This window comes from Chryseobacterium arachidis (assembly GCF_900129245.1).
In the GTDB taxonomy this organism is placed as follows: Bacteria; Bacteroidota; Bacteroidia; order Flavobacteriales; family Weeksellaceae; genus Chryseobacterium; species Chryseobacterium arachidis.
Genome location: NZ_FQUT01000004.1, coordinates 32776 through 51481, shown reverse-complemented (window position 1 = coordinate 51481; position 18706 = coordinate 32776). Strand labels below are relative to the sequence as shown.

Here is an 18706-nt window from a genome sequence, read left to right as displayed (position 1 = left end):
CATGTCAGATTGGATAAAAGCCGCAAGGCTGAGAACATTGCCGCTGTCACTTAGCGGAATTATAATGGGAGCTTTCATCGCAAAATGGAGGCTTTATGGTGAAGGAGAAACCTGGGACTGGAAAATTTTTGCATTGGCACTGGTCGTGACTTTGTTATACCAAGTGCTTTCCAACTATGCAAATGATTATGGAGACGGCGTAAAAGGTACAGATGCAAAGAGAGCTTCAGAAGCGGAAGCTAGAGCAGTAGCATCCGGAAAAATTACGGCAAAACAAATGAGAAATGCGGTAATTCTTTTTTCAATCTTATCTTTTGTAGCGACAATTGCACTTTTATATGTGGCTTTCATTCCGAAATATATGAATGAGTTTTACATTTTCATTGGTTTGGGAGTAGCAAGCATTTTGGCAGCAATTGGGTATACAGTAGGTAAAAAGCCTTATGGATACATGGGATTGGGAGATATTTTCGTGTTTATTTTCTTCGGATTGGTTTCAGTTTGCGGGAGTTATTTTCTGTTTACAAAATCGTTCAGCTGGGATATGCTATTACCGGGAACAGCTATAGGAATGATGAGTATGGCCGTTTTGAACTTAAATAACATGAGAGACATTGAAAGCGATAAACTGTCAGGCAAAAATAGTTTCGCATTAAGAATCGGCTTCAAAAATGCGATGATTTATGAAATGATTCTGCTACAGCTGCCATTAATCCTGATTTTGATGTTTTTAGGAGTAAACGGATTTTTCCAGACTCAGAATTATTATGTTTTCATCGTAATGATTTTATTGCTGCCGTTAATGAAACTGAGACGAAAAATTATGGCCGTAAAAAATCCAAGAGAACTTGATCCTTTCTTGAAGCAAGTAGGAATCATGACTTTCGTAATGGCTGTTCTTACAGCGTTCGGACTTAACTTTTTTCATTAAATAGAACTTTTGAATTCAATCTGCTTTTAAGCTCAATCCTTATTAGAAAAGGATTAAAAATGTTTTAGAAGTAATTAAATGATATAAGTTATTCAACGGTTCTTGCAACTGTCAAGCTCTTAACGTAAAACAAATGGATAATAGAAAAATAAAAAATGTGAATCGAATATTATCAATTTTTATATTGATTTTTAGTCCTTTTTTTATTTATTCATCCTCAATAATCTTTATGGATGATGGAGGCGCAATGGGGCTTGGATATTTAATATTACCTTTCTTTATTATTGGTAGTTTATTTCATTATTCCGGCAATAATTTCTTTATTTAAAAAGGATTTAACCAACAAGCTTTATTTTGTAATGAATAATATTGGTTCTATTTGCACCATCTTACTTTTAACTTTACTAATATAAAAATTATGAAAATACAATATCTAGGACAAAACTGTTTTTTGTTCACTTACAAAGACAAAACGATTTTATGCGACCCTTTCTATAACTATAAAAAAGCAGAATCAGGGTTTGACATCACAGCTCAGAAAATCGATTATATTTTATTGACCCACGCACATGGAGATCACATCGCAGACTTGGAAGAAGTGCTTCAATATCATCCGGAAGCTACGCTTATTGCAGTTCCTGAAATTTGTGGATATTTCAAATCTGCAAAAAATACAGATGATGTGAACTTAGGAGGATCAGCAAAAATCGACGATCTTAAAATTTCCATGGTTCCGGCTCACCACACAAGTTCGTTCCCTGACGGAAGCTATGGAGGCGTTCCGGTAGGATATATCTTTAGACTTCCTGAAGGGAAGAATCTTTATTTGGCTGGTGATACAGGTGTAATGGCAGATATGGAGTTATTTCCAAGATTATATGGGAATTTAGACCTTTCAATCCTTCCGATTGGCAGTCACTACACGATGTGTCCGAGAAAGGCAGCTTTCGCAGCAGCAGAACTATTAAAAACGCCTAAAGTGATCGGGTGTCATTTTGATACGTTCCCTGCTATTGAAATTAATCATGAAAGTGCACAGAAGCATTTTGCAGATAAAAATGTAGAACTTGTTTTACCAAAATTGGGAGAGACGTTCGAATTTTAAATAAATCTTGACAGGTAATTTGAAAATTAAAATAGAAATGTTGGAAAGTTTAGACATAAAAAAAGATAATTCTCAAATTACCTCTCTTCAACTTAAACCAAAAAAAAATGGCAAGCTACCTAAATCACACCGCTACGACCGATTACCTTTGCTGCGTTCCCACCCTGGAGGATTCTCAGGAGCTGGTTGTTTAGGACTTGCCGTTGCAAAGGTAGGAATATTTTATAAACTTCAAAACATTATTACAGAAAATTAATTGAAAAAATGCGCTGATAAAGGTAGATTGCTGAAATTCAGCTTAATAATTTTTCAATATTTTCAAAAAATTTAGATATGACAAAAAGCCCTTCCACATTAGGAATTTTACTGTTTGGAGCTACGATGATTGTTTTTTTCGTGGTGTACTACTTCTTTTCAGGAGTTAATTATTTTGATATTTCACTGAAAGCCAATGCTTTCGTGCTACCGCTTATTTATGCTGGTGTAGCGTTTTGGTCCGTGAAATCTTATTGGAACAACAATAGAGTGGTCACTTTTAAAGAAGCTTTTAAAAGAGCCTTCGTTCCGATGTTCATTGGGGGAATTCTTTCCATTTTCAGCATTTATGCTTTTTTAAATTTTGTTGATCCTGATGCAAAAAAACTCCTGAATTACCAGTATGTGACCAGACAAAAAGCAGAAATGGATAAAGAATATGAGTCTGCCAGAAAGGTTTTGAAGCATCAGAAAGACATTGATGAGCTGGATAAGAAGTATAAAGAAAGGCTTCCAAGCTTTGCTCCGGAGGCTGTAAAAGGGAAAGATATGCTTACGGCAAGTCATTTTTCAGGATATTTTGCGGCAATTCTTATATTTTACGTAGTTTTGTCGGTGTTTTTCGGAGCGTTTTTTAGAACAAGAACGATTTATCAGGAACAACAAAATCAAGAATAATTTTTATTAAAATTAAATGAATTTATCTATAGTTATTCCGTTACTGAATGAAGAAGCCTCTCTGGAAGAGCTTTTTTCAAGGATTGACAATGTTTGCAGATCAAACAGTTTATCATATGAAATCTGGTTTGTAGACGACGGAAGTACAGATTTGTCGTGGAGTATTATTGAGAATCTTAAAGTACAGCATCCTCAGATCCACGGAATTAAGTTTTCCAAAAATTACGGAAAATCACAGGCACTTCATGCTGCTTTTGAAAGAACAAATGGAGATGTAATCATCACAATGGATGCTGATTTACAGGATTTTCCTGAAGAAATTCCGGAGCTTTACAATATGGTGATTGAAAATAATTACGATATTGTTTCCGGCTGGAAAAAGAAGCGTTTTGATAATGTTATGACGAAAAATGTTCCGTCAAAATTATTCAATGCAGCAGCAAGAAAAGTTTCAGGAGTTGAGCTTCACGATTTCAATTGCGGATTGAAAGCTTATAAAAAACAGGTGGTAAAAACGATCGATGTATATGGAGATATGCACCGCTATATTCCGGTTTTGGCTGCCAATGCAGGTTTCAGGAGAATTACAGAAAAAGAGGTTCAGCATCAGGCAAGACCATACGGAACTTCAAAATTCGGAACAGAAAGATTTATCAGAGGTTTCCTGGATCTGGTAACCCTTTGGTTTGTAAGTCGTTTTGGAGGAAGACCGATGCATTTCTTTGGAGCAGTTGGAACGTTGATGTTTATCGTTGGTTTTCTTTCTGCACTTTGGTTGGGAGTTTCAAAATTAATTGATGTTGCCAAAGGAATTTACGGACATTTAATTACTAACAATCCGTGGTTTTATATTGCTTTAACAATGATGATCATGGGAACTTTGCTTTTTGTAGCTGGATTTTTAGGAGAAATGATCATCAGAACGAACAGAGAACATAAGAATTACAATATTGACGAAGTAATTTAATTGAATGAAAATTTTTAAATTATTATTTTTCGGAGTCATCGTATTATTTTTGCACTCTTGTAAATCAGCAGGTATTGTAGGTTCATGGGAGTTTATTGAGGTATATGATGGAGTTGTCATCAATAATGTTGATACTTTAAAGCTGAAACAAAATAACTCTAAGTATGGTACCGGAAAATTAATTTTTAATAAAGATCATTCTTTAATTTCTATGAACTCTCCTGGAAGTTATGAACAAAAAGGCGATCAGTTAATGATTAAATATAATGGAGCAGAAAAACCTGCATCATTGAAAATTTCCTATGTTGATAAGGATTTCCTGTTGTTGTCCTCAGAAAAAGAGGTTCCGGCGACGTGGTTCTACAGGAAAATAAAAAATTAAATGTGATGCATTAAAGAATGAACAAAAAAAGTTGTTTAAACTGTGGTCATTCAATTTCCGGTGAGTATTGCTCTCATTGCGGACAAAAATCTGACACATCAAGAATAACTCCACATTCATTAATCAAAAATGATATTCTGGGATCAATTTGGCATGTTGAAGCCAAATTTTTCCATACATTAAAACATATTTCGTTCAGACCCGGACAAACGGCGATGGATTATATTGCAGGAAAAAGAATCAGATACAGCAATTTTATATCGTTGTTACTGATTCTTTTTGGTTTTAATGTACTGGGTTATCATTTTTATGAGAAATTTTCGCCTACAGAAGTTCTTTCAGAAGATATTCTGGATATAAAAAATTTTTTCTCAAAATATTCCAAAACGATTTTGTTTGTAATCATTCCGATGCTCGCCATCAATGCGTATTTTTTATTCAAAAGAATAAATTTGAATATTGCCGAGCATTTTATCATCGGAACAGTAAGTCTTTTAGGAATTTTAATCTTATTTTTGTTCGACGATATCGTGAGTCTGATTGGTTTATGGAAACCTGTCTCAAAGATTTTCGATTTCATCGACAAAATTATATTCGGTCTTTCTGTTCTTTTCCCGGCAATTACATATTGGAATGCTTTTAAAAAATCGTACTCAAAATCAGGTTTACTGTGGCGGGTATTGGTTCTTTATGTTTTGATGGGAGTTGAAAGTACGGCGATAAGTTTAATTTTATATGCAATATTTTAAATTAAATATGAAAAAAATATTTTACACATTCATTTTGATGGTGGTAGTTTCCTGTGGAAAAGTTTCTCCGAAAGGAACAATTGAAAGGAAAGATGTAGATGTTGCAGAATTTGTGAATCTTGATCTCAGCGGAAAATTTCGCGTATTTTATGCAAGAGGAACCAAAAATTTTGTTGAAATTGAAACCTACCCGAATATTGCTAATAATCTTGATGTCGATGTCAATGATAAAACATTAAGCATCAAAGAAAAGCGCGGTACAAAAGGTGTTGATTTCTACAATGTAACGATTTATTCCAAATACAGTCTGGAAAAAGTATCGATTTCCGATTCGGTGGAAATGAATATTTCAAGCGAAATTAAGACCGATAATTTTAAGCTTAATTTAAAAAATAACGCTACTTTTATGGGTTCGGTAAATACGAGAAGGGCAGAAGTTGAAATGCTGAACCGAAGCAGGGCGAATTTCTTAGGACAAACCAAAGATGCACTGATAAAGATATCTGATACAGCAAGTTTGATCTCCCCGTATTGGAAAATCGAAAACCTGAATATTGATTCTAAAAATGGAAATTACGCAGAAGTCAATGTAAAAGATTCATTAAAAGGACATATTCAGAACACCGCGAAATTCATTTATTATAATGACCCGATTCGTGCTTTTAAAATTGATAAAGATACGAGGGTTGAGAATAAAAAATTAGATTAGACAAAGGACTGGAAGCGGGAAGATGGAGGATGGAAGTTTGAAACGCACTTTTGAATATAAGTTAGAAGATTAAAACACACAAATATTAAATCATGAGTTTCAAATTTGAGAAATTGATTATTTGGAGAAAGTCTATGGATTTTGGGGAGCATATTTTTAAATTGACTCAAAATTTTCCAAAAGACGAATCCTTTAACCTAACTTCACAAATTAGAAGAGCTTCTGATTCTATTGTACTTAATATTTCTGAAGGAAGTATTTTGCAGTCAAAGTTAGAATTTAGAAAGTTTTTGGGATACTCAATTAGGTCTTTAGCTGAAATTGTAACCTGTTTGTATAAATCAAAAAACAGAAAATATATTTCAGAAGAAGATTTTAATAAATTATACAATGAAAGTTATAGTCTTATGAATCAGATTATAGCATTTAGAAACCAAATAAAAGAATAATAGGCTGAAAGCCTGAAGCGGGATGATGGAAAACTTCGAGCTCCGTGCCTCCAGCTTCCAACCAATTAAAATTACAAAATAGAAATACAAATATGTCAACATTAGAAAAAGCAAAACTTTGGTTAAGCGACACATTCGATAAGGAAATAAGAGATGCAGTTCAAGTATTAATTGACAGCAATTCTCCGGATTTAGAAGACTCTTTTTACAGAGAGCTGGAATTCGGAACAGGAGGGATGAGAGGAATTATGGGTGTCGGAACCAATCGTTTAAATAAATACACGTTAGGTCAAGCAACACAGGGACTTGCAAATTATATGTTAAAGCAGTTTCAAGGAGAAGAAATTAAAGTTGCAATTGCTTATGACGTTAGAAATAATTCAAAAGAATTCGGGAAATTGGTAGCCGATGTTTTGACGGCAAATGGAATTAAAGTATTGCTTTTCAAGGATCACAGACCGACTCCTGAATTATCTTTCACGGTTCGTGACAAAAAATGTAGCGGAGGAATTGTATTGACAGCTTCTCACAATCCGCCTGAATACAACGGTTACAAAGTATATTGGAATGACGGCGCACAAATCGTTCCGCCACATGATGAAGCGATCATTAATGAAGTGTATTCTACAAAATTTGAAGATATTAAATTCGACGGAAACGATGATTTAATCGAATGGATCGGAGAAGAGCAGGACGATGTTTACATTGATGCGTGTATTGAAAACTCTACATACCAAGATGTTGGAAAAGAAAATTTAAATATTGTTTTCACATCAATCCATGGAACGACTTATACGACAGTTCCAAAAGCTTTGGAGAAAGCGGGTTTTAAAAAAATTGATTTAGTTAAAGAACAAATGATTCCTAGCGGAAATTTCACGACTGTAGATTCTCCAAACCCGGAAGAACCTGCAGCACTGGAAATGGCAATGGATTTAGCAAAAATTACCAATGCGGACATTGTTATCGGAACCGATCCGGATGGTGACAGATTAGGAATTGCAGTAAGAAATCTGGATGGTGAAATTGAGTTATTAAATGGAAATCAGACGAATACAATTCTTACTTATTATATTTTAAACGAATGGAGAAAGCAGGATAGAATCACCGGAAAAGAATTCATCGGTTCTACGATTGTAACTTCAGATATTTTCTTTGATATCGCTCAGAAATTCGGTGTTGACTGTAAAGTTGGATTAACAGGATTCAAATGGATTGGTAAAATGATCCGTGATTTCGAAGGAAAAGAAAAATTCGTTTGTGGTGGTGAAGAAAGTTTCGGATTCATGACAGGAGATTTCGTTCGTGATAAAGATTCTTGTGGAAGTATCGTCCTAGCTTGTGAAATCGCAGCTTGGTGTAAAGCAAACGGAAGAACAATGTACCAATATCTGATCGAAATTTATCAGGAAACCGGAATGTATTACGAAGGTTTGGTGAATTTGGTTAGAAAAGGCAGAGACGGAGCAGAAGAAATTCAGAATATGATGAAGAATTTCCGTGAAAATCCTCCGAAAGAACTGGCAGGTTCATTGGTTGAAGAAGTGAAAGACTTCAAGGAACAAACTAATTTTATTGTTTCTAAAGGCGAGAAGCAGGTAATGAATGACATTCCAAAATCGAATGTATTGATCTATTACACGCAGGACGGAACGAAAGTTTGTGTAAGACCTTCAGGAACAGAACCAAAGATTAAATTTTATATCTCTGTAAAAGATTCAATTACTTCTGAAGCGGATTTCAGAGATAAATTGAAGTCTTTAGAGGCAAAAATTGAAGAAGTAAGAAAGGATTTGAAGTTAGATTAATTTCAAAGATTATCTTGATGATAAAAAAGAGTGTAGCGGCTTTTATTCTGTTGATTTCTATTTTTTCCTGTAAAAAAGAAGTATCAAAAACTTCTGAAGGAAAGATTAAAAATGATACAATTTCGAAAGCAGAATCGAAAGAAGATTTGTTTAAACCTATTGATACTGCATGTTCTTCTAAAAATAAAACGGAAGATTATATTACGGCACTTCAATGGTATCAACAGAAAACAGAGAAAGAAATTGCTCAGAATTCGCCTGAACAGAATGATAAATTGTACGAAGATTATATCAAAATTCGTGAAAAGTATACAGCCTGTTTAAGTGAAAGTCAGAGTAAAGTCCTGGAAGAATATGTGAATTATTATGATTCCGAAAGTAACAGCTATAAGTTTCCTGAAAACATCAAGAAACTGAGTGCTGAACTGAAGAAAGGAGGTCTTGAATTTACAGAAGTAGGAGAAGGATATACCGAAATCTGGTCGGTTCCTGATCATTATTTTTCTGTATTTAAGAATAAAGTAACTCCGGATTATAATGTATATATCGAGCAGTTAGCGAAAGAAAGTGAAGGTCTTTATTCAGCTGACGCAGGATTGGTAATTTCGTGGAAGGAGTTAGGAGAAAGAACAGTTTTTTGGGAGAATTTTATTAAAAAATATCCTAAAAGTCTATTACTTTCCAAGGTAAAAGAAATATACAATAATTATTTATATGATTATTTATTCGGGATGGATAATACACCAACTCATGAGCACTCGGACGGAACTATATATGATGAAAACAGGGAAGAATTCAACAGGATTATAAAAAAATATCCGAATTCTAATGTAGCTAAAAAATCGAAAGAATTAATGAGTCTTTTTGATGCAAAAGTTCCTGACGAAGAGATTCATAAAAGAATAAATATTGAAAGAGAGTATTAAATAAATTTAAATTAAAATAAAAGTGAAAGTTTCAAAATTAGCGGCGAACCTGATCGGTTCTGAAATTGTAAAAATTGGTAATGAAGTAAATGATTTAAAAGCAAAAGGAGCGGAGATCGCGAATCTTACGATTGGTGACCTGAATTCTAATATTTATCCGATCCCGGCAAAATTGAAGGAAGAAATTCAGAAAGCTTATCAGAATAATCTGACAAATTATCCGCCTGCAAATGGACTTTTATCTTTAAGAAAAGAAGTTTCTAAAGATTTAAAAACAAGATGGAACCTTGATTATTCTCCAAACGATATTTTAATTACTGCCGGTTCAAGACCTTTGATCTATGCGGTTTACAAAACCATCGTGGATGAAGGTGACAAAGTGGTTTATCCTATACCGTCTTGGAACAACAATCATTACGCTTATCTTACTTCTGCAGATGCTGTAGAAGTGAAGACAACTCCTGAAAACAATTTCCTTCCGACTGCAGATGATTTGAGACCACACTTATCCGGAGCAGTTTTGGTAGCACTTTGTTCGCCATTGAACCCAACAGGAACAATGTTTACAAAAGAACAACTTTCCGAGATCTGCGAACTGATTTTAGAAGAAAACAAAAAGAGAGGAGAAAATGAAAAGCCATTGTATTTAATGTATGACCAAATCTACTCTAATCTTACTTTCGGAGCAGAGCACGTAGATCCTGTATCCCTTTTCCCTGAAATGAAAGAATATACAGTTTATATCGATGGTATCTCAAAATGCCTTGCTGCGACGGGAGTTCGTGTAGGTTGGGGATTCGGTCCGTCTCATATTTTGGATAAAATGAAGGCTCTTTTAACGCACGTTGGAGCTTGGGCACCAAAACCGGAGCAGGAAGCTACAGCAAAATATTACGAAAATCCGGAGGAAGTAAACGCTTTCGTGGAAGATTTTAAAGGTAAGTTAGAAGCCAGCTTAAAAGTTCTTCACAGCGGAATTCAGGATTTAAAAGGAAAAGGTCTTGCGGTTGATAGTATTGAACCGATGGGAGCGCTTTATCTTACCATTAAATTAGATTATATCGGAAAAACAAAACCTGACGGAACAGTTATTGAAAATTCTTCTGATTTGGTATTCTACTTAATCAACGAAGCAGGAGTTGCTTTGGTTCCTTTCTCTGCATTCGGGGAAGAAAAATCTGAGCCTTGGTTCAGAGCTTCTGTAGGAGGTTTGGCAACTGAAGAAATTTTTACCATGATGCCTAAATTGGAGAATGCATTAAATGCTTTAAAGTAATTTTTAAAATATAGATGCTTCGACAAGCTCAGCATGACAATCCTCTACAAACTGTTATCAGCAGTTTATTTTGAGAGAAGTCATGCTGAGAGTAGTCGAAGCATTTTTTTGAAATGTAAAATTTTCTACTCAGAAATATGAAACTTCCAAGAAGATTCTTTATAGAAACTAAATTGTTGAGTTATTCAACAATAGGAATTATTACTTTGGTTGTTTTAAGTGTTTGGTTTTCAGGAACTGGATCTCACAGATCTTTATTTCAGAATTCTATTATATCAACATCAATTTTAGGCATTGCTTTTTTCCTTTTTATTAGTTTAGGTTTATATTATGGGTTAAAGTTAAAAGATAACGTAGGCCATATTGTAAATAAAGAAAAAATAAAAAAATACAGGACAAATAGGCCAAAAATAGACGGATTGGATTTACCGGATGTAAGTCTGGGAGGCGAAGGAGGTTACGATGATATTATACTTTCTGTAATTTTATGGGTTTTATTTTCCGTCGTTTTCATCTTTATTTTATATTTTCTGGGAGTTTTTTTCTGGATAATGATTTTACTATTTGCAGCCATGCTGTACTGGATCTTTTTCCGTGCCTTACGTCTTGTATTTAAAAATTCAAAATACTGCAAAGGGAATCTTTTGAAAAGCTTCGGTTTCGGATTTTTTTTATTCCTTTCTTTACATTTCATGGATCTAAGCAATTATCTTTTTAGCAAATTATTTAAATTAGAATCATCATTAATATTTTTATAAAATGAAAATCATCGCAGTTATTCCGGCTCGTTATGAAGCAAGCCGTTTTCCGGCTAAATTAATGCAGATATTGGGACAGAAAACCGTCATTACAACGACATATCAGAATGTTTTGGAAACAGGTTTGTTTGATGAAGTTTTTGTAGCAACAGATTCTGAAATTATTTTTGATGAAATCGTGAAAAACGGAGGAAAAGCGGTAATGACGGGACAGCACGAAACAGGAAGCGATCGTATTGCCGAAGCTGTACAGAATATTGATTGTGATATCGTGATCAATGTTCAGGGTGATGAGCCGTTTTTAAAGCTAGAACCATTAAAACAATTAATCGAAGTTTTTTATAACGATGAAAATCAGGAGATTTCTTTAGCTTCATTAAAAATTAAGCTGACTGAAAAAGAAGAGATCGAAAACCCTAATAACGTAAAAGTGATTACGGATAATAATGGTTTTGCCTTATATTTCAGCCGTTCTGTAATTCCTTTTCACAGAGAGATTTCTTATGATGTAAATTATTTTAAACATATCGGAGTTTACGCCTTCAGAAAACATGCTTTGATTCAGTTTTCAAAATTAGAAATGAAGCCTTTGGAAATTTCAGAAAAGATCGAATGCATTCGTTATCTCGAATATGGCATGAAAATCAAGCTGATAGAAACGAATTTCATCGGAGTCGGGATTGATACGCCAGAAGATCTGGAAAAAGCAAGAAAGTTAATTTGAAAATTTTTTAATTAGATCATTGGAAAATATGATGTTATAATTGGATTTTCAAATTGCCCCATTTTCAAATTTTCAAATTAAAAAAGCCTTATATTTGAATTTATAAATAAAATTAATGAAGAAGTTACTTTTAGTTTTCGTCCTGATATTTTCGCAATCGATTTTTGCACAGACTGCAAAGGAAATCATTGATAAGAACATTGAATTATCGGGAGGATTAACGAATTGGAAGTTATTAAATTCAGTATTGCTGCAGGGAAGAGTAATCTTGGGAATAAAAGACGAATACCCCATCAAAATTTATCAGCAACGTCCTAATCTTACAAAAACAGTCATTACAATCGGTGGAAAAGACACTGCGATTGAAGGTTACGACGGCGCGAAAGGTTATGCAATGAACTACGCTACCAACAAAGTTCAGGAATATGCGGAATATGTTCCGGAAAGTTTTGATAATGACTTTATTGATTGGGAAAATAAGGGCTTTGAAGCAAAATATTTAGGTAAAGAAAAAGTCGGTGATATTTACTGTCATAAAGTAGAATTAACGAAAAATGTTAATAAGAACATCTATTATTTCGATACAAAAAACTATATGTTGCTGAAAGAAATGAAAAAAGATGAAACTTTACTGTATTCAGATTATAAGAAAGTAGGAAATTTGTCTATGCCTTTCAGAATTGAGTCCTCAAGTGCAAAAAAGGACGGAGATTATGTAATGCTGATCAACAGAGTTGATATTAATAAGGTATTTCCAGCGAATACGTTTAAATTTTAAATCAAATAATAAAATTTAGTTATGAAAAAGTTATTTATCATGTTTTTGTCTGTAGTTGCTTTCTTCAACAGTTGCGCTCAGAAAAAAAGCGAAGAATCTAAAGCTAAAACCAAAGAACTTATGGGAAAATCAATATACGATTTCAAAGTGGATGCCTTGGAAGAAGGAAAACAGATCAATTTTGCAGATTTCAAAGGGAAAAAGATCCTTATTGTAAACACTGCTTCAGAATGTGGATTTACTCCGCAATATGCTGATCTTGAAAAAGTTTCAGAAGAGTATAAAGATAAATTGGTGGTAGTAGGCTTTCCTGCCAACAATTTCGGAGGACAGGAGCCGGGAACCAATAAAGAAATCGGAGCTTTTTGTCAGAAAAATTACGGGGTAACTTTCCCAATGGCTGCAAAAGTTTCTGTGAAAGGTGAAGATACTGCTCCAATCTTTAAATATTTAACTGAAAAAGAACTTAATGGTGTAAAAAATTCCGATATTAAATGGAACTTTACCAAGTTTTTAATCGACGAAAATGGAAAACTGATCGATTCTTTTGTAAGTACTACAAAACCTACGGATGAAGCGATTACAAAGTATTTGAAATAAAAATTAAATAATAATAACGCTTCGACTCCGCTCAGCGTGACATGTTATAACTATTCTGATAAATAAACAGTTAGTATTAGAGAATGTCACGCTGAGCGGAGTCGAAGCGTTTATAATATTAGCAATAAAGGTAATGTGGTCAAAAATAGTTGGTGTTTTTCACAAAAATAATTCGTAATATTTGGCTGTTTATTGGTAAAGGAAATGAGCAATGCTGAGGAGAAACTCATCAGCAATACAATCAACGTTGTAAACAATAGTTTAGAGGATGGCTTTTGCTATCCTTTTTGCAAATTATTGGAACAGCTCTATGGCTTAAAAAAACCTTTTACGACTTTAGATTTTTATAAAAAAAATTGTAACTCCAACAACGATTTTTTTTTGAATTTTTCAGCCATAAAAAAAGTTTATTGAAACAAAGTTCAACAAACTTTCTGTATCATCAGTAACAATCGGCAATACAAAGAATTTCACCAACTATTTTTGACTATTAAACCGCAATAAAAATTCAGAATTCACCGTTAATTATTCACCCATCAATCATTACTTTTCTCCGCAAAGCAAAAAATATTTCCCAATTTTATACTGGAATATCCGTTACTTTTAATTTTTGAAGAATTGATCATTGCTTTGGCTAAAACGTCGGTTGGTAATGGTTTTTGGCTTTCAAGTAATCCAATTTTGTTGGCAAATTTGATGATCCGGCTTCCCAGAACTTCTCCGGCTCTGTCGGAATCCTTTCTTTCCAACATTCCCGGTTTGAAAATGGTGATCTTATTAAAATGCAGCTGTTTTACAGCTTCTTCCAGTTCACCTTTCATTTTAGAATAGAAAATTCTTGACTTTGGATCTGCACCGTATGCCGAAACCAAAATATAGTCATCAACATTATTTTCTTTGGCGGCTTTTGCAAATTCGTATTGATAGTCGTAATCCACCTTTCTTTGAGCTTCCTTACTTCCTGCAGTTTTCAATGTTGTTCCAAGACAGGAAAACGCAACATCGCCTTTCACTTCATTTTTCCATTCTTCAGGTTTTTCGAAATCTACAATATGCGTTTTTAATTTATCATTTTGAATATCAAGAGGTTTTCTTACAAAAACATCCACTTCATCAAAATCTTTATCATTGAGTAACTGATTAACCAAATCTTTTCCTGTAGCGCCTGTAGCACCGATGACGAGAGCTTTCATAATAATATCGTTGTTGGTTGATGTTTGTTTATTAAATTTACTAAATTTGAATTAAAGTAAAAAATATTATTAATTACTCATTACCTATCTTAAAGTATGGATGCCAACGAAATTTTAGAGTATTGCCTTGCAAAAAAAGGGGTGACAGAAAGTTTTCCTTTTGATAATGAAACGCTTGTGATGAAAGTAGGAACAAAAATGTTTTTATTGATGGCGTTGGAAAAACAACCTTTGGACATCAATGTTAAAACAGATCCCGAGTGGAGTGCGGAGCTCCGTGAGCAACACCCACAGATTACAGGTGCTTTTCACATGAATAAAACACACTGGAATTCGGTTATGGTAGACGGTTTAAAAAGGGATCTTGTTTTTAAATTAATCGATCAGTCGTATGAATTGGTATTTAATTCATTAACGAAAAAAGCAAAGGAAGATATTTTAAGCAATTAAAAATCAAATTCTTCGGTTAATCTTTTATCCTCGTCGAGTCTTTCAATTAGTTTTTCAAGGCCTTCGAATTTTATTTCGTCATGAAGAAAATCTCTGAATTTTACAGTAATTTTTTCATCGTAGATATCTCCTTCAAAATCAAGGATATAAACTTCTACTGTTAATTTTTCTCCGTTTACTGTAGGATTTGTTCCTATGCTCAGCATTCCTTTATATTGCTGGCCTTTCACAAAAACTTCAACAATGTAAGCTCCTTTTTTAGGTAAAAGTTTGATCGGTTCAGTGTCAATGTTTGCCGTAGGATAACCAATCGTTCTTCCGATCTTTTTCCCATGAACGACTGTTCCGGAAACAGAGTAGGAGTAGCCCAGCATTTCATTGGCTTCCTTAATATTACCTTCTAACAGTGCATTTCGGACTTTGGTTGAGCTGATGTTATTCTCGTGAATATTGATAGCTTCCATTTGTTCAACTTCAAAATCCAGTTCTTTTGATAGTTTTTGAAGCAATTCGAAGTTTCCGCTTTTATTTTTTCCGAAAGAATGGTCGTAACCGATAATTAAATATTTGACATTCAGTTTATCAATTAAAATCTGACGGACAAATTCTTCCCCTGTCAAGTTTCTGAATTCTTCATCAAATTCTTTTAAGAACAAATTCTCAATGTCGTATTTTTCCATTAAAAATTTCTTTTCTTCTAAAGTATTCAGAAGTTTAAGGTTTTCATTTGGGTTAAAAACAAATCTCGGATGAGGCCAAAAAGTAAGGACAGCGGTTTCTAAATTGTTGTCAGAACCAATTTCAATCAACTCATCTATAATACTTTTATGACCAAGATGAACCCCGTCGAACATTCCCAAAGACAATGCTAAAGGCTTTTGAGAAGTATAATCTTTAAAATTTTTGAAAACTTTCAAAACGGAAAAATTTTGACTGCAAATATAGAAATAATGTAGCAAATTTACGTAAGAATATAATAATATAGCAACTGATTAATAAGTTGGTTTGAATTTAATAATATTTATCCTATTATAATATATTACCTAATTCTGTTATCAGTGAATTGATTGGTAAATGGTTAAATTCTCATATTGCTGCACCAGCAAAAAGCATGATAAAAATCTGTTTTTTACCAATTGCAGGTTTACGAAGAATCATTATATTTGCACCAAGAAAAAATTTAGCAATGGCAAACCAAATTAAAGGTAAAATTTCTCAAATTATTGGTCCGGTAATCGACGTTGTCTTTACAGACGTGGAAGCAGTTCCAGCGATCTATGATGCGTTAGAAATTACAAAAGAAAACGGTGAAAAAGTAGTTTTAGAGGTAGAACAACATATTGGCGAAGATACAGTAAGATGTATTGCAATGGACGCTACTGACGGTCTTAAAAGAGGGCAGGATGTAATCGGATTCGGAAATCCTATTATGATGCCAATCGGAGAGGCGGTAAACGGAAGACTATTCAACGTTGTTGGTGATGCTATCGACGGACTTCAAGATATTTCTAAGGAGGGTGGTCTACCAATTCACAGACCAGCTCCAAAATTTGATCAACTTTCAACTTCTGCAGAAGTTTTATTTACAGGTATTAAAGTAATCGACTTAGTTGAGCCTTATGCAAAAGGAGGTAAAATTGGATTGTTCGGTGGTGCAGGTGTAGGTAAAACGGTATTGATCCAGGAGTTGATTAACAATATTGCAAAAGGACACGGAGGTCTTTCAGTTTTTGCCGGAGTGGGTGAAAGAACGAGAGAAGGAAATGACCTTTTGAGAGAGATGTTGGAATCAGGTATTATTAAATATGGTGATGATTTCATGCACTCTATGGAAAACGGAGGTTGGGATCTTTCTAAAGTAGATTTAGAAGCGATGAAAGATTCTAAAGCTGCATTCGTTTTCGGACAGATGAACGAGCCACCTGGAGCAAGAGCGAGAGTAGCACTTTCAGGTCTTACTTTAGCTGAGTACTACAGAGACGGTGGAGAAAGCGGACAAGGTAGAGACGTACTTTTCTTCGTAGACAACATTTTCCGTTTTACACAGGCTGGTTCTGAGGTATCTGCACTTTTGGGTCGTATGCCATCTGCTGTAGGTTACCAACCGACACTTGCTTCTGAAATGGGTGCAATGCAGGAAAGAATTACTTCAACTAAAAATGGTTCAATTACTTCAGTACAGGCGGTTTACGTACCTGCGGATGACTTAACTGACCCGGCTCCTGCAACTACGTTTGCTCACTTGGATGCAACTACGGTACTAGATAGAAAGATCGCTTCATTGGGTATTTATCCAGCAGTAGATCCATTGGCTTCTACGTCAAGAATCTTGGCTCCGGAAATTATCGGTGACGATCACTACAACTGTGCTCAGAGAGTAAAAGAGATTCTACAGAGATATAAAGCTCTTCAGGATATCATCGCAATCTTAGGTATGGAAGAACTTTCTGAAGAAGATAAATCAGTGGTTTACCGTGCTAGAAAAGTTCAGAGATTCCTTTCTCAGCCTTTCCACGTAGCAGAACAGTTTACAGGTATCCCAGGATCTTTGGTAGACATCAAAGATACCATCAAAGGATTTAACATGATTATGGACGGTGAATTGGATCACTTACCAGAAGCTGCTTTCAACCTGAAAGGAACTATCGAGGAAGCGATCGCTGCCGGACAAAAAATGTTAGCTGATAACGCTTAATTAGACATAAGATATTAGATAATAGACATGAGACTTTAAAGTTGTCTGAAATCTGAAATCTGAAATCTTCAAATCTAAATTAAAATGAATATAAAAATTTTAACACCAGAATACGTAGTTTTTGAAGGAGAAGTAGAATCAGTATTATTGCCTGGAAAAAATGGTGAATTCCACATCATGAATAATCACGCAGGAATTGTTTCTTCTTTAATAGGTGGTAAAGTGAAGTTATTTGCAAAGTCCGTGGACGAAGCTTATGCTAAAAACCTTACCAAGGAAAACGAGAAAGACTCAGTTTTTTCTTATCCTATCAAAAGCGGTGTTGTAGAATTTAATCATAATAAAGGAATTATCCTTTGTGAATAATTAAATGAAAAGCTAAATATATTTTCAAGAAAGTGTAACTTTGGTTACACTTTTTTATTTATGTAAGAATCTGATTTTATGAAGAAAAGTTTAATCATTTTATTTACAATTTTAGGAACTTTAATAAATGCTCAGACCGTTAAAATCAAAAGGGGAGTTGTAAGTCTGGATGGTATTCATGTGGCAAAAATTTCTGATAAATCGGGTATTTATACCATTATGGATTTAAAGGAAACTCCTATTTATACGATTGAATTCGTTGATAAAAGTGTGGTGGATTCCGTTCGGGACAGTTATATTAAGCTAAATAGAATTTACAATCAGGATAAAACGTTAGAGCTGGATTATATTTCTCCTTCGGCTTTCTCCGGTGAAGAAAAATCTGCGGCTTATACATCGGTTAAAAGCTTAAAAATTATTGATGAAAGAGGGGTCAACATCAAAAATCTTGATGAACTTTTTAAAAATAATCCTAAAAGAAAGCTGGACACAAAGACAAAAGATGCCTATTCAATAAGAAGTAAGATTGATAAGCTGAATATCACGGTTAACAATGTAGGGGAAATTCTGAGCAATGGAAAACCCGTTGGCTATTTCACGAATTTACCGCCAAGTTTCGGATCAGAAGAGACAATTATGGATAAAACTTTTGTTGATATTGAAATCTATGATGCCAAAAGTAAATATATAGGAAAATATATTACCACAACTAAACAAATTAAAACAGCCGGCGGAAAGACTTTTACACTGTACAGAGAAATGTCCGGCAGAGCTTCAATTCTGAAATTTCCAACCTATAAAGCAATAGCAGAAAGGATGGCTATTCTGGATCCGAATTTTATTAAAATTCAGGGAAAATTGGAAGCCGGTGCCGTTATAAAGGATGGAATTGAAAAATAAAGTCAAA

The 18706-nt window shown here is 34.1% G+C and carries 21 protein-coding genes and 1 other RNA gene; 19 read left to right on the top strand and 3 right to left on the bottom strand.

Translation table 11 applies throughout. The annotated features are described in order from the left end of the window. The first annotated feature begins 1 nt into the window (after window position 1). Together menA and BUA89_RS08820 are read left to right on the top strand one after the other, a co-directional pair. Complete coding sequence (gene menA / locus BUA89_RS08825) at window positions 2-931, top strand: 1,4-dihydroxy-2-naphthoate octaprenyltransferase (RefSeq protein WP_072955943.1); 930 nt, start codon at window positions 2-4, stop codon at window positions 929-931. 418 nt (window positions 932-1349) lie between these two features. Further along, window positions 1350-2036, top strand: a complete 687-nt coding sequence (locus BUA89_RS08820; RefSeq protein WP_072955941.1) for a metal-dependent hydrolase — start codon at window positions 1350-1352, stop codon at window positions 2034-2036. A gap of 105 nt (window positions 2037-2141) precedes the next feature. Here BUA89_RS08820 and ffs read toward each other — a convergent pair. Beyond that, window positions 2142-2239: signal recognition particle sRNA small type (gene ffs / locus BUA89_RS08815), an RNA gene on the bottom strand. A 130-nt stretch (window positions 2240-2369) separates the two neighbouring features. Between ffs and BUA89_RS08810 the strand changes: the two genes are divergently transcribed. The 13 genes from BUA89_RS08810 to BUA89_RS08750 all read left to right on the top strand — a co-directional run bounded on the left by BUA89_RS08810 (window position 2370) and on the right by BUA89_RS08750 (window position 13095). Next, window positions 2370-2969: a DUF4199 domain-containing protein gene (locus tag BUA89_RS08810; RefSeq protein ID WP_072955939.1), complete on the top strand. Its 600-nt coding sequence runs from the start codon at window positions 2370-2372 to the stop codon at window positions 2967-2969. A gap of 16 nt (window positions 2970-2985) precedes the next feature. Continuing rightward, the gene (locus tag BUA89_RS08805; RefSeq protein ID WP_072955937.1) at window positions 2986-3936 is read left to right on the top strand and encodes a glycosyltransferase family 2 protein; all 951 of its coding nucleotides are present in this window, start codon (window positions 2986-2988) and stop codon (window positions 3934-3936) included. A gap of 4 nt (window positions 3937-3940) precedes the next feature. After that, a complete protein-coding gene (locus BUA89_RS08800; protein WP_072955935.1) occupies window positions 3941-4318 on the top strand; it encodes a hypothetical protein in 378 nt (125 codons plus the stop codon). Window positions 4319-4335: 17 nt separating this feature from the next. Next, window positions 4336-5067 (top strand): DUF3667 domain-containing protein, encoded by a 732-nt coding sequence (locus BUA89_RS08795; RefSeq protein ID WP_072955933.1) that lies wholly within the window; start codon window positions 4336-4338, stop codon window positions 5065-5067. 7 nt (window positions 5068-5074) lie between these two features. After that, complete coding sequence (locus BUA89_RS08790) at window positions 5075-5776, top strand: GIN domain-containing protein (protein WP_072957074.1); 702 nt, start codon at window positions 5075-5077, stop codon at window positions 5774-5776. A 92-nt stretch (window positions 5777-5868) separates the two neighbouring features. Further along, window positions 5869-6225, top strand: a complete 357-nt coding sequence (locus BUA89_RS08785) for a four helix bundle protein (RefSeq protein ID WP_072955931.1) — start codon at window positions 5869-5871, stop codon at window positions 6223-6225. Window positions 6226-6317: 92 nt separating this feature from the next. After that, a complete protein-coding gene (locus BUA89_RS08780; protein ID WP_072955928.1) occupies window positions 6318-8033 on the top strand; it encodes a phospho-sugar mutase in 1716 nt (571 codons plus the stop codon). Window positions 8034-8050: 17 nt separating this feature from the next. Further along, window positions 8051-8959, top strand: coding sequence for a hypothetical protein (locus tag BUA89_RS08775; protein WP_072955924.1), 909 nt, complete (start codon window positions 8051-8053; stop codon window positions 8957-8959). 22 nt (window positions 8960-8981) lie between these two features. Further along, a complete protein-coding gene (locus BUA89_RS08770; protein WP_072955921.1) occupies window positions 8982-10235 on the top strand; it encodes a pyridoxal phosphate-dependent aminotransferase in 1254 nt (417 codons plus the stop codon). 137 nt (window positions 10236-10372) lie between these two features. Next, window positions 10373-10993, top strand: coding sequence for a hypothetical protein (locus BUA89_RS08765; protein ID WP_072955918.1), 621 nt, complete (start codon window positions 10373-10375; stop codon window positions 10991-10993). 1 nt (window position 10994) lies between these two features. Beyond that, complete coding sequence (kdsB, locus tag BUA89_RS08760) at window positions 10995-11717, top strand: 3-deoxy-manno-octulosonate cytidylyltransferase (RefSeq protein WP_072955915.1); 723 nt, start codon at window positions 10995-10997, stop codon at window positions 11715-11717. A gap of 115 nt (window positions 11718-11832) precedes the next feature. Then, window positions 11833-12495, top strand: coding sequence for a histidine kinase (locus BUA89_RS08755; RefSeq protein WP_072955911.1), 663 nt, complete (start codon window positions 11833-11835; stop codon window positions 12493-12495). Between the two features lie 21 nt (window positions 12496-12516). Continuing rightward, complete coding sequence (locus BUA89_RS08750; protein ID WP_072955908.1) at window positions 12517-13095, top strand: glutathione peroxidase; 579 nt, start codon at window positions 12517-12519, stop codon at window positions 13093-13095. Window positions 13096-13631: 536 nt separating this feature from the next. On the opposite strand, the gene BUA89_RS08740 is transcribed toward BUA89_RS08750, so the two are convergent. Further along, window positions 13632-14288, bottom strand: coding sequence for an NAD(P)H-binding protein (locus BUA89_RS08740; protein WP_072955901.1), 657 nt, complete (start codon window positions 14286-14288; stop codon window positions 13632-13634). A 96-nt stretch (window positions 14289-14384) separates the two neighbouring features. On the opposite strand from BUA89_RS08740, the gene BUA89_RS08735 reads away from it, so the two are divergent. Next, window positions 14385-14738 (top strand): MmcQ/YjbR family DNA-binding protein, encoded by a 354-nt coding sequence (locus BUA89_RS08735; RefSeq protein ID WP_072955896.1) that lies wholly within the window; start codon window positions 14385-14387, stop codon window positions 14736-14738. Here BUA89_RS08735 and BUA89_RS08730 read toward each other — a convergent pair. Then, window positions 14735-15655, bottom strand: a complete 921-nt coding sequence (locus BUA89_RS08730; protein WP_072955893.1) for a bifunctional riboflavin kinase/FAD synthetase — start codon at window positions 15653-15655, stop codon at window positions 14735-14737. The genes BUA89_RS08735 and BUA89_RS08730 overlap by 4 nt on opposite strands. Window positions 15656-15924: 269 nt before the next feature. On the opposite strand from BUA89_RS08730, the gene atpD reads away from it, so the two are divergent. The 3 genes from atpD to BUA89_RS08715 all read left to right on the top strand — a co-directional run bounded on the left by atpD (window position 15925) and on the right by BUA89_RS08715 (window position 18699). Beyond that, window positions 15925-17433 carry a F0F1 ATP synthase subunit beta gene (gene atpD / locus BUA89_RS08725; RefSeq protein WP_072957070.1) on the top strand — a complete coding sequence of 503 codons (1509 nt, stop codon included), beginning with the start codon at window positions 15925-15927 and terminating at the stop codon, window positions 17431-17433. An 84-nt stretch (window positions 17434-17517) separates the two neighbouring features. After that, window positions 17518-17799 (top strand): FoF1 ATP synthase subunit delta/epsilon, encoded by a 282-nt coding sequence (locus BUA89_RS08720; protein WP_072955890.1) that lies wholly within the window; start codon window positions 17518-17520, stop codon window positions 17797-17799. Window positions 17800-17877: 78 nt separating this feature from the next. Next, complete coding sequence (locus BUA89_RS08715) at window positions 17878-18699, top strand: hypothetical protein (RefSeq protein ID WP_072955888.1); 822 nt, start codon at window positions 17878-17880, stop codon at window positions 18697-18699. Window positions 18700-18706: the final 7 nt, after the last annotated feature.